Source organism: Streptococcus sp. 2018162 (assembly GCF_019754175.1).
In the GTDB taxonomy this organism is placed as follows: domain Bacteria; phylum Bacillota; class Bacilli; order Lactobacillales; family Streptococcaceae; genus Streptococcus; species Streptococcus hashimotonensis.
In genome coordinates, this window is record NZ_JAIJZP010000003.1 from 186668 (window position 1) to 198499 (window position 11832).

Annotated in this window: 14 protein-coding genes; 8 read left to right on the forward strand and 6 right to left on the reverse strand. The window is 40.6% G+C overall.

The window, feature by feature from the left end; translation table 11 throughout:
- From K5Q22_RS04865 to K5Q22_RS04890, 6 genes are all read right to left on the reverse strand, one after another.
- On the reverse strand, positions 1-639 hold the full coding sequence (locus K5Q22_RS04865) for a redox-sensing transcriptional repressor Rex (protein ID WP_024385283.1): 639 nt from the start codon (positions 637-639) through the stop codon (positions 1-3).
- A gap of 134 nt (positions 640-773) precedes the next feature.
- Positions 774-977 (reverse strand): DUF4649 family protein, encoded by a 204-nt coding sequence (locus tag K5Q22_RS04870; protein ID WP_024378702.1) that lies wholly within the window; start codon positions 975-977, stop codon positions 774-776.
- 1 nt (position 978) lies between these two features.
- The gene (locus K5Q22_RS04875; RefSeq protein WP_024385282.1) at positions 979-1323 is read right to left on the reverse strand and encodes a DUF1831 domain-containing protein; all 345 of its coding nucleotides are present in this window, start codon (positions 1321-1323) and stop codon (positions 979-981) included.
- A gap of 1 nt (position 1324) precedes the next feature.
- Positions 1325-2440: a cysteine desulfurase family protein gene (locus K5Q22_RS04880; protein ID WP_136628198.1), complete on the reverse strand. Its 1116-nt coding sequence runs from the start codon at positions 2438-2440 to the stop codon at positions 1325-1327.
- A gap of 11 nt (positions 2441-2451) precedes the next feature.
- A complete protein-coding gene (locus tag K5Q22_RS04885) occupies positions 2452-3429 on the reverse strand; it encodes a ribose-phosphate diphosphokinase (protein ID WP_205013637.1) in 978 nt (325 codons plus the stop codon).
- A 123-nt stretch (positions 3430-3552) separates the two neighbouring features.
- Positions 3553-4128 carry a CYTH domain-containing protein gene (locus K5Q22_RS04890; protein ID WP_205013636.1) on the reverse strand — a complete coding sequence of 192 codons (576 nt, stop codon included), beginning with the start codon at positions 4126-4128 and terminating at the stop codon, positions 3553-3555.
- Between the two features lie 86 nt (positions 4129-4214).
- On the opposite strand from K5Q22_RS04890, the gene K5Q22_RS04895 reads away from it, so the two are divergent.
- The 8 genes from K5Q22_RS04895 to K5Q22_RS04930 all read left to right on the forward strand — a co-directional run.
- Positions 4215-4886 carry a GTP pyrophosphokinase family protein gene (locus tag K5Q22_RS04895; RefSeq protein ID WP_172098817.1) on the forward strand — a complete coding sequence of 224 codons (672 nt, stop codon included), beginning with the start codon at positions 4215-4217 and terminating at the stop codon, positions 4884-4886.
- Positions 4870-5688 carry an NAD kinase gene (locus K5Q22_RS04900; RefSeq protein ID WP_105107052.1) on the forward strand — a complete coding sequence of 273 codons (819 nt, stop codon included), beginning with the start codon at positions 4870-4872 and terminating at the stop codon, positions 5686-5688. The genes K5Q22_RS04895 and K5Q22_RS04900 overlap by 17 nt, the downstream gene beginning before the upstream one ends.
- On the forward strand, positions 5688-6581 hold the full coding sequence (locus K5Q22_RS04905; RefSeq protein WP_205013634.1) for an RluA family pseudouridine synthase: 894 nt from the start codon (positions 5688-5690) through the stop codon (positions 6579-6581). Before K5Q22_RS04900 ends, K5Q22_RS04905 begins: the two co-directional genes overlap by 1 nt.
- A gap of 17 nt (positions 6582-6598) precedes the next feature.
- Positions 6599-7573: a phosphate acetyltransferase gene (pta, locus tag K5Q22_RS04910; RefSeq protein WP_012775151.1), complete on the forward strand. Its 975-nt coding sequence runs from the start codon at positions 6599-6601 to the stop codon at positions 7571-7573.
- Between the two features lies 1 nt (position 7574).
- On the forward strand, positions 7575-9314 hold the full coding sequence (locus K5Q22_RS04915; RefSeq protein WP_205013633.1) for an ABC transporter ATP-binding protein: 1740 nt from the start codon (positions 7575-7577) through the stop codon (positions 9312-9314).
- Positions 9301-11043: an ABC transporter ATP-binding protein gene (locus K5Q22_RS04920; protein WP_205013632.1), complete on the forward strand. Its 1743-nt coding sequence runs from the start codon at positions 9301-9303 to the stop codon at positions 11041-11043. The genes K5Q22_RS04915 and K5Q22_RS04920 overlap by 14 nt, the downstream gene beginning before the upstream one ends.
- Complete coding sequence (locus K5Q22_RS04925) at positions 11027-11419, forward strand: PaaI family thioesterase (protein WP_205013631.1); 393 nt, start codon at positions 11027-11029, stop codon at positions 11417-11419. Before K5Q22_RS04920 ends, K5Q22_RS04925 begins: the two co-directional genes overlap by 17 nt.
- Before the next feature lie 259 nt (positions 11420-11678).
- Positions 11679-11832: transposase (locus tag K5Q22_RS04930; RefSeq protein ID WP_221868585.1), on the forward strand; the 154-nt coding region annotated here is incomplete at its 3' end.

The following is an 11832-nucleotide window of genomic DNA, read 5'->3' on the forward strand; positions in this document are numbered from 1 at the left end:
TTATCCTTTTCGCATAAAGTAGAGTAGTGTCTGTAATTCACTAGTCAAATCAACATACTGAACAACGACATCTTTTGGGACAGACAAGTTAACTGGTGAAAAGCTCAGAATCCCTTTAACACCAGCTTCAACAAGAATATCGGTCACTTCTTGTGCCTTGACGCTGGGTACCGTTAGAATGGCTGTCTGAGAGTTTGCTTCGCCGATACGTTCCTTGATTTCTGAGATTGCATGGATTGGGATATTTTCATCTGTCGTTCCAACAGCTGGATTATCATCTGCTTCAAAAGCCATGACTATTTTCATTTTATTTCGTTCGTGGAAGCGATAGTGTAGCAAGGCCCGCCCCATATTCCCGACTCCAACAAGCATAACATTGGTGATGGAGGTATCATTTAGAATATCCGCAAAGAAATCCATCAACTCTTTGACATTGTAGCCAAAGCCACGACGACCAAGCTCTCCAAAATAGGAAAAATCTCGGCGGACGGTAGCTGAGTCGATTCCGATAGCTTCGGCAATTTCTTTTGAACTAGCTTTTTCAATATTTCCTGCATAGAAACGTTTAAAAATGCGATAGTAGAGGGATAGACGTTTGGCAGTTGCGCGTGGAATATCAGATTTTTTATCGTTCTTCACTTTAGACTCCTTTATTTCGATAGAATACGCTTTATCGATTATTTATATATTAAACAGTTCTTTATTCTATTCTAGTCCAAGTTTGTGAAAAAATCAACAGATTGATTTTAAAAAAAGATTAAACAGGAAACTGTCTAATCTAGTGTTTGTAAATAGCGATAGAGATCCCCGATTGTCCCTTTGTAATCCAGAGCTTGTCCGTCTTGTGTAATGCTGGTAACTGGATAATAGTCTGGGAGGGTTAAGCAACCGGAAAAAGCCAGAATGGCTGCATCCTTATTCTCAAATGTTTGGATACGTTCTTGCTTGTAAGCGTCAAGATAGTGAATTTCAATCATACTAACCCTCTTTTGTAAAGATGTTACGGTCAATCAAGCTATCCATGAGGAAATAGAATTTTTCTTGAATAACCTTGTTACTTTCTGGTTTAAAAATGTTTACCAGATGAAGACCAGACTTGTCGGTAATGTTAATTTTAAAACCTGTTAGGTCTTGATTGATAATAATTTTCAAGAGGAATCCTTGGTTTGAATTTGGAATTTCTTCCAGAAGACGTGTAAGCTGATAGTGACCTGCTTTGCTTTGTTCAAAGGTGTTATCACGGAGTGTATATTTTTTGATAGCAGGGCTAATGTGATAAGTAAAATTACAATCTTTTAAGGTAACTGATTGTTGGAATGCCATTTTAACCTCCAAGTATTTTCTTTAGTTCGATGATAAGAGTATCTATCTCTTCTTTTGTATTGATTTCAGATAGGCTGATACGAATGGATTCTTTCAGACGATGGGAGTCTTTTCCATACATAGCTTCTAAAACATGGCTATTTTGGACAACACCTGCCGTACATGCGGAACCGCTAGAAACAGCGATACCTGCCAAATCTAGTTGCATGAGTAGTTGTTCATTAAGTTTACCAGGAAAACCGATATTAAGGACATGAGGGAGATGAGGTCCAGCCTGATTGAGATAATAGTCTAAGCCAGACAATCCCTTGATAATATGTTGTCGCAGTTCACTGACATGCTTATGATGCGTATCTAAGGACTCATATTGTTCTGTTAGGGCAGTTGCCATAGCAGCAATAGCAGGGAGATTCTCAGTACCTGCTCGATGTTGCTGTTCTTGCTTTCCGCCGTGGATCAAGGAATCAAATTTATGAACTTTACTATACAGGAATCCCATCCCCTTTGGACCATGGAATTTATGGGCAGAGGCTGCGAGGAAGTCAATTCCGTAGTCAGAGGGAGCAATTGCAATTTTTCCAATTGCTTGGACAGCATCTACATGAAAGACGGCCTGATGATCGGCTAGGAGCTCTCCAATTTCCTTGATGGGAAGTAGCTGACCGGTCTCATTGTTAGCAAACATGACGCTGACTAAAATAGTATCTGGTCGAAGGGCATCCTGAATTTGTTGAGCGGTGATTACTTGATCGACTGGTTGGATATAGGTTACCTCGAACCCAAACCGCTCCTCTAGATATTGCATGGTATGGAGGACAGCATGGTGTTCGATAGCCGTAGTAATCAGGTGTTTTCCTTTGGATTGATGTGCAAGTGCATAGCCTTGAATAGCTAAAGTATCAGCTTCGGAGCCTCCAGATGTGAAAATAATTTGTTCAGGAGAGGCGGAGAGAATCTGAGCAATCTCTTGACGACTTTGTCTAAGAGATTGATTGGCTTTTCGACCGCTTTGATGGATACTGGAGGGGTTTCCATAATTTTCTTGAGCCACTTCCATCATCCGTTGGAGTGCAGTAGGAGATAGAGCAGTGGTTGCTGCATTATCTAAATAAATCAAAGAGTTTACTCCTAGTTTTCTTTTTCAGGACTAGTAAATTTGAAAAGTGGGCTGAGTGGCTGATGTTCTTGGATACGGTGGATGGCATCTGCAATCAAGTCACTAGCTGTTAGGAAGGCGATATTTTTAGGATGCTGTTCTTTGCTTGCAACTGAATCGGTTACAAGAATCTCCTTGATTGGAGATGCATCCAACAACTCAGCAGCCGTTCCAGCAAACAAGCCATGGCTGGCAACTGCGTAAATTTCAGTTGCGCCACCTTCTTGGACAATTTTTGAAGCTTGAGAAAAAGTACGTCCGGTATTCAAGATATCGTCCACCAAGATAGCTTTTTTGCCAGCAACATCCCCAATGATATAGCCTTCAGCTCTCTCGGAATCATCTTGTGCGTAATCAATAATAGCGATAGGTGCATTCAAAAATTCTGCGATGTTGCGTGCACGTTTGATACCAGAATTTTTTGGACTGACAATCACGACGTCATCACCACAGAGACCTTTTTCCATGTAGTAAGATGCAAAAAGCGGTTCAGTGAGAAGGTTATCAACTGGAATGTCGAAAAATCCTTGAATTTGTGACGCATGTAGGTCCAGAGTCAATACACGGTCAACACCAGCTTTTACGAGCATGTTAGCAACCAATTTTGCTGTGATTGGTTCGCGAGGAGATGCTGTACGGTCTTGACGTGCATAGCCAAAGTAGGGCATAACCGCAGTGATTGAGTTAGCACTAGCACGTTTGCAGGCGTCAATCATAATTAGTAATTCCCATAAATGATTATTAACTGGGAAGCTAGTAGATTGAATGATGTAAACATCCACACCGCGAACTGATTCTTCAATATTGATTTGGATTTCTCCGTCTGAAAACTGGCGTGAAGATAGTTTTCCGAGAGGAAGACCTGCTGAAGCAGCAATTTTTTCAGCAATATCTCGATTGCTATTTAGCGAGAAAATTTTAATGTTGTTTTCACCAAGTGGTTGACTCATTTTTAAGTAACTCCTTTAAAACAGCTAGCTTTTATGGAAACCATAAAAGAATAATTTACAATAGATAGCTTTATTTTATCAAAAAAATGGAAATTTTTCAGTAACCAAACAAAAAAATCAGCCTTAACTGACTGATTTTTTACTGGCTGCTGTGCGTGCAACTTTGCTACTAGCGTATTTGAAATGGATTGCATTTTTTCGTAGAAATTCATCAAATAGGATTTTTCCTTCTTCTGCATTTGTGACTTCTAGTTCTAATTCATAGTCAATTTTGTCAGCATATGTGTTTTCATCGAGGGCCATGAGTCCGATAGAGGTTTCTTTTTCATAGCGCTTTGTAGTCAGACTGCCCCAGACAGCAAGTCTGTCAATCGGAACATCTGTTGCTGCGATGATATCGGCAATTTGTCCAGCAGGTAGTTGAAAGTTTTCTAATAGCTGTTGAGCAGCGTGGATGTCCAAAACTTGATTGTATTCTTGATTGCCAACTTCCTGTGGAATTTTTAAAGTCAGCTCTGCTATGTCCTCAAAAGTACGGATTCGGAGCGAAAAGCGGTTATTTTTCATATCAAGATTTGGAGTATCGATGTAGTGATTGGTTTGGAGGACTGGATTTACATCTGAAAAGTCAGCAAGTAGGCGTTTGTATTCTGATTTCGTCAATAAGGTTTTATACTCAATTTCAAGGTGGTTTTTCATGCAGTAAACCCTTTCAATGTGTTATAATAGAATGGTCTTTGTGTTATTCTAATACAATTTTATAGTTTTGACAAGAAAGGGGCCATATGGATTTTAATTGGGAAGAGTTTTTGGATCCCTACATCCAAACTGTTGGGGAACTAAAAATCAAACTGCGTGGGATTCGCAAACAGTACCGCAAGGCTAATCGTCATTCTCCGATTGAGTTTGTGACAGGTCGGGTAAAACCGATTGAATCTATCAAAGAGAAGATGGCCCTGCGGCATATCAAGTTGGAAAATCTTGCTCAAGATATGCAGGATATTGCTGGACTTCGGATTATGGTTCAATTTGTGGATGATATTGAAGAAGTGCTAGCGATTTTACGTAAACGCAAGGATATGCAAATTGTCCATGAACGCGATTATATCAATCATATGAAAGCTTCGGGTTATCGTTCCTATCATGTGGTGATTGAGTATCCGGTGGACACAATTAATGGCAATGTAACGGTTTTAGCAGAAATTCAAATCCGTACCCTTTCCATGAATTTCTGGGCGACGATTGAACATTCGCTGAATTATAAGTATAAGGGGAATTTTCCAGAAGAAATCAAGAAACGTTTAGAAATAACTGCAAAAATTGCCTATGAATTAGACGAGGAGATGCGAAAAATCCGCAACGACATTCAAGAGGCGCAGGCCTTGTTTGACCCTGCCCACCGTAAGTTGAATGACGGTGTTGGAAATAGTGATGACACAGATGAAGAATACAGGTAGATTAAAAATCGCTCTGCTCGCTAGCCGAAGTCCTCAGAGTGAAGCAGTGTCCAAAGAATTATGGACGAAATTAAAACAAGCTAATTTTATTTTGACACCCAAAAATCCAGATATTGTCATTTCCATTGGGGGAGATGGTATGCTGTTGTCAGCCTTTCATAAGTATGAAAAGTTGATTGATCGTGTGCGTTTTGTTGGAATTCACACAGGACATTTGGGATTTTATACAGATTATCGTGACTTTGAGGTGGACAAATTGATTGAAAATCTCAAGCTTGACAATGGTGCAAGGGTTTCCTATCCAATTTTAAATGTCAAAGTCAAAATGGCAGATGGTCGTGTTGTAGAGGCGCGTGCCTTAAATGAAGCGACAATCAAGCGTTTATCTAAAACGATGGTGGCAGATATTATCATCAATAATGTTCCCTTCGAACGTTTTCGAGGTGACGGAATTTCTGTCTCGACCCCAACTGGTTCAACAGCTTACAACAAGTCTTTAGGCGGCGCGGTCTTGCATCCGACCATTGAAGCCTTGCAAATAGCAGAAGTGGCTAGTTTGAATAATCGCGTTTATCGCACACTAGGGTCTTCAATTGTTGTTCCCAAAAAAGACAAGATTGTTATTGAACCCAAGCACAGTGATCGCTATTCAATTGCTGTTGATAATAAGACCTATGTCTATGACAACATTGAAAAAATTGAGTACCAGATTGATCAGTATAAGATTCACTTTGTTGCCACCCCAAGCCATACTAGTTTTTGGAATCGTGTGAAGGATGCCTTTATTGGAGAGGTGGAATAATGCGGTTTGAATTTATTGCGGACCAGCATACTAAAATTAAAACTTTTTTGAAAAAACATGGTGTTTCAAAAGGTTTGTTGGCCAAAATTAAGTACACAGGTGGCAATATTTGGGTCAATGGTATCGAACGCAATGCAACTTACTTGCTAGATATTGGAGATAGGGTTACAATTGACATACCTGCTGAAGAGGATTTGACTGGTAGTTTGAAGCCGATTTTCTTTCCGTTGGATATTGTCTATGAAGATGATCATTTTCTGGCGATAAATAAGCCGGTTGGCTACGCCTCCATTCCTTCTGCCTTGCATTCATCCACAATCGCAAATTTTGTAAAAGGTTATCTTATTGAGCAGAATTATGAGAATAAGCAGGTTCATATTGTGACTCGTCTGGATAGGGATACATCAGGCGTCATGCTGTTTGCCAAGCACGGCTATGCCCATGCACGACTCGATAAGCAGTTACAAGCCAAGCTTATTCATAAACGTTATTATGCTTTGGTGAAGGGGAATGGGCAGCTAGAAGAGACAGGGGATATTATTGCCCCTATCGGTCGTCCAGCAGATAGCATCATTACCCGTTGTGTGACAAAGAATGGAAAATATGCTCATACTTCCTATCGTGTTGTACAATCGTGGGGAGATATTCATTTAGTAGATATTCAACTACATACTGGGCGGACTCATCAGATTCGTGTTCATTTTTCTCACATTGGATTTCCGTTGTTAGGAGATGATATGTATGGTGGAAGTTTGGAATGTGGGATAGAACGTCAAGCCTTACATTGTCATAATTTAGCCTTCGACAATCCTTTTTCAGCCGAAAGGATTGATTTGGAAGCACCGCTTCCTGAGGATTTTCAGGCTGTTATCAATCAGTTAATAAGTAAATAAATTTAAGGAGTTTGTTCATGAAAATTTTTGAGCAATTAGCTACAAAGCTAGAGGGTAAAAAAGTACGTATCGTATTGCCAGAAGGTGAAGAACCACGTATCTTGCAAGCGACAAAACGTTTGGTAAATGAGTCGGATGTAGTACCCGTCTTGCTTGGAAACCCAGATCGTATTAAGATTTACCTTGACATTGAAGGGATTACAGAAGGTTTTGAAATTATTGACCCAGCTCATTATGATAGATATGATGAGATGGTAGCTGCTTTGGTAGAGCGCCGTAAAGGTAAGGTATCAGAAGAGCAGGCACATGAGTTGTTGAAAGATGTTAACTACTTTGGTGTTATGTTGGTATATATGGGCGTAGTAGAAGGTATGGTATCTGGTGCGATTCATTCAACCGCTTCAACAGTTCGTCCAGCTCTTCAAATCATTAAAACAGAGCCAGGTGTATCGAAAACATCAGGTGCCTTCTTGATGGTAAAAGGTGAAGAGCGTTATATTTTTGGTGACTGTGCTATCAACATTGATCCAGATGCTCAAACCTTGGCGGAAATCGCTATCAACTCAGCACGTACTGCTAAAATGTTTGGTATCGATCCAAAAGTTGCAATGCTTAGCTATTCAACAAAAGGTTCTGGCTCAGGTCCTAAAGTTGATAAGGTGGTTGAAGCAACTAAAATTGCTCAAAAATTGCGTCCGGAGTTGGATTTGGACGGTGAATTGCAATTTGATGCTGCCTTTGTCCCTGCTACAGGTAAATTAAAAGCACCAGGTTCGAGTGTTGCTGGTCAAGCGACTGTATTTATCTTCCCAGGTATCTCAGCTGGTAATATTGGTTATAAAATTGCCGAACGTATGGGTGGATTTGCAGCGGTAGGTCCTGTTTTACAAGGTTTGAATCAGCCTGTAAACGACTTGTCTCGTGGTTGTAACCCTGATGATGTTTACAACTTGACCTTGATTACTGCGGTTCAGGCTTTGGAGCACCGTTAATATGAAATTTTTATCACGATATTTTAAGGACTATATTAAGGAATCCATATTAGGTCCAGTTTTCAAACTATTGGAAGCTTGTTTTGAGCTTTTGGTACCATTAATTATCGCCTATATCGTTGATACAATTATTCCAAATGGCAGCCAGGGAAACCTGGTTGCTATGCTTTTTTTACTGGTTGGTCTAGCATGTATTGGAATTATTGTTTCACTAATAGCGCAATATTATTCAGCTAAAGCAGCGGTTGGAGTGACTAAAGAGCTGACGAATGACTTGTATCAGAAGGTTCTTTCCCTTCCCAAGTCTAGCCGAGATATTCTTTCCTCATCCAGCTTGCTGACACGATTGACCAGCGACACTTTACAAATTCAAACGGGTATTAATACTTTTCTTCGTTTGTTTTTACGTGCTCCAATTGTCGTATTTGGTTCGCTCATCATGGCATTCTATATTAGCCCAAGTCTATCTGCCTATTTTCTAGGAATGATTATCCTATTGATTTTTATAGTGACAGTCATTTCTGTTATGACCAGCCGTATTTATCAATCGATGCGAAAAGAATTAGATGGTTTGGTGGGGCAGGTACGTGAGACAGTGACTGGTTGGCGAGTGATTCGTGCATTTGGACAAAGAGAGCGGGAAATTAAGGCTTTTCAAGGCATAAATCAGATTTATAAGAAGCAACAGTTGCAGGCAGGTTTTTGGTCTAGTCTTTTATCACCATTGACATTTTTAGTGGTCAACAGCACTTTACTCATTCTCATCTGGCAGGGAAATATAGCCATTTCACACAATTTGTTGGAACAGGGGATGTTGGTCGCTCTTATCAACTACCTTTTACAAATTTTAGTAGAATTGGTCAAGATGATTATGGTCGTGTCTACTCTCAACCAGACCTACATTTCAGCACAGCGTATTCAAGAGGTGTTTGAACAAGAATCTGAGGATGTAGAGTCTAGTTTGCCAAAAGTGGTTAGCGAGGATAAGGAGATCATTTTTTCTGTGCGTCATCTTTCCTTTTCTTATCCAAAATCTGCTGAGGAGTCCCTGTCTGACATTGCTTTTGACTTACGTAAGGGACAGTTTATGGGAATTATCGGGGGAACTGGGTCAGGTAAGTCTACCCTAGTAGATTTATTGCAGGCATTCTATTCAGTGCCAACAAATCAGCTCTCTCTCTTCATTGACGGAAAAAGTCCTAAGAATTTAAAAGAATGGCGGCAGCGAATTGCCATCGTTCCGCAACAGGCTCAGCTTTTTGCTGGAACTATTCGTTCTAATCTATCTTTAGGATTGGAAGAAATATCTGATAGTGACCTATGGTCTGCATTAGAAATTGCTCAAGCTAAATCTTTCATAGAAGACAAGGGTGGTTTGGATAGCCCTGTCGAAGCCTTTGGGAAGAATTTTTCTGGTGGACAGCGTCAACGTTTGACCATTGCACGCGCTATTTTACAGAAAGCACCGATATTGGTTTTAGATGATGCGACCTCTGCTTTGGATTATCTGACAGAGAGTCAGTTATTGGCTGCGATTCGCCAGGAATTACCAGGTCAAAACTTAATCATGGTGTCACAAAGAACCAATAGTTTACGGACAGCTGATCAGATTTTAGTCTTGGAACAAGGGCGTCAAGTTGGACTTGGTCGCCATGAGGAGTTGCTGAGAAGCTCTGCTATTTATCAAGAAATTCACCAATCGCAACAACAAGGAGAGGAGGATAGCTATGAGACAATCTAGTTTTAAGGAACTGGTCAGATTGGTTTTACGCCAACCTCTTCGAATGTCCTTGATGTTGGTGGGAACTTTGGTGCAAGTGCTTCTGACAGTTTATCTGCCGATTTTGATTGGTCAGGCAGTCGATGCAGTATTGATAGCAGATGGTCAGGTCTTACTCGGTATCTTAGGCAAAATGGTAATGGTTATCTTGCTTAATACGCTGGTGCAATGGTACTTACCTTTGGTAACCAATCGCTTGGTTTACGGAATGGTGGCCGATTTGCGTGAACAGGTCTATGTGAAGCTGCACCAGATGCCCCTATCTTATCTTGATCGTCAATCAGTCGGTGATTTGGTGGCTCGTTTTTCAAGTGATAGTGAGCAATTAACAAATGGTCTCTTGATGATTTTCAATCAATTTTTCATTGGTATCTTGACTATTTTCCTAACTATTTTCACTATGGCTAGGCTTGACTTGACGATGATGTTGCTGGTTGTGGCATTAACTCCAGTTTCTCTGCTTGTGGCACGCTATATCGCTAAGAAATCCTATGGTTATTATAGACAACAGACTCAGGCACGTGGGAAGCAATCTCAGCATTTGGAAGAGTCCATCAGTCAATTGACACTGGTTCAATCTTTCAATGCTCAAGAGCAATTTACGCAAGGTTTTCAAGTTGTGAATGACCAGTATGCGACCTATTCCCAACAGGCTATCTTTGCCTCTTCAACGGTCAATCCAAGTACGCGGTTTATCAATGCTATTATTTATGCCTTACTTGCAGGACTTGGCGCGCTGAGAATTATGGCAGGAAATTTTACAGTGGGGTCTCTGGCAACTTTTCTCAATTATGCTAGTCAGTACAGCAAGCCTTTTAATGATATTTCCTCGGTCCTATCGGAATTGCAGAGCGCCTTAGCTTGTGCAGACAGACTGTTTGCTATCTTGGCTCTAGATAGCATTGATGATCAGGCTGAGCGGAAAATTGACTCTGAGGAGCTGAAGGGAGCTATTTCCTTTGAAAATGTGTCTTTCTCCTATAGCCCTGACCGTTCTCTGATTGAACATCTGGACATTGCTGTCAAAGCTGGCCAAAAGGTAGCCATTGTTGGACCTACTGGTGCTGGTAAATCAACCATGATTAACCTGCTTATGCGCTTCTACGATGTAACGGCTGGTCAAATTACTTTAGATGGGGTTCCGATTAGCCAGTACAGTCGTGAGGATCTTCGCAGACAGATTGGGATGGTTTTACAGGAGACTTGGATCAAATCTGGTACTATTCATGATAATATTGCCTATGGCTATCCAAATGCCACGCGGGAATTGGTCATTGAGGCGGCTAAGGCAGCTAATGCAGATTTCTTTATTCGTCAGCTTCCACAGGGTTACGATACGGTTTTGGCAGATGGAGGAGAGGGCTTATCCCAGGGACAATGTCAGCTTTTGTCTATTGCGCGTGTCTTTGTTAAAATACCTAAAATCCTGATTTTAGATGAGGCGACGTCCTCTATTGATACACGGACAGAAATTTTAGTACAGGAAGCATTTGCCAAATTGATGGAAGGACGGACCAGTTTTATTATTGCTCATCGCCTATCAACCATTCAATCAGCTGACTTGATTTTGGTCATGGTGAATGGAAAAATTGTTGAACAAGGGAATCATGAAGTATTGATGGCTGAACAAGGCGTTTATTATCAAATGCAAACAAGTCAGCAGACAGAGGAGGATGAAAGTGTTAGATAAATTAAACTTACAACCGATTACGGTTTTAGATGACTATCAAGCTACAATGCTCAATGAGAAAGAGGTGCTACTGACTACTAAGGTGACGGAAAAATCTCTCAATCCATACGGCATAGCACATGGAGGCTTTCTTTTCACATTGGCAGATTCAGTTGCAGGTCTGACAACGGTAGCAAGGGGGGCTTATTCTGTTACCCTACAGTCCAATATCCATTATATGAAGGCAGCTAATCTTGGTGATACCTTATCAGTAATAGGCTCTTGCACACATGATGGAAGCAGGACAAAGGTCGTCGAAGTTAAGATAGAAAACCAAGATAAACAGCTACTTGCTTCAGCAAGCTTTACCATGTTTGTAACAGGTAAAGTAGAATAAAATTCTTCGAACATCAAAAACAGACAGTCTTGGCTAGATTTAGAGAAACAAATTCATTCGCTCAATCTCCAACCTCCAAAGTTTCCTCAAACCTTTGGAGGTTGTCTGATTATGTGACTTTTAGTCCGTCACGCTCCGTAAGGTGCGTGACAAATAAACCACCCGCTATGCGGGTGTGCGACGAAGGTTATACCAAAAAAACTCCAAACGCGATACAATAAAGGTGTTCAAGCCTATTGTAAAGCGAGAGGAGAAAAGTATGGCACAAAAGGCACATAGTTTATCACATACAAAGTGGCTGTGTACATACCACATTGTCTTCACCCCTAAGTATAGACGAAAAATCATCTATAATCAATATCGAAGTAGTTTGGGAGAAATATTCCGACGTTTGTGTAGTTATAAAGGCGTAG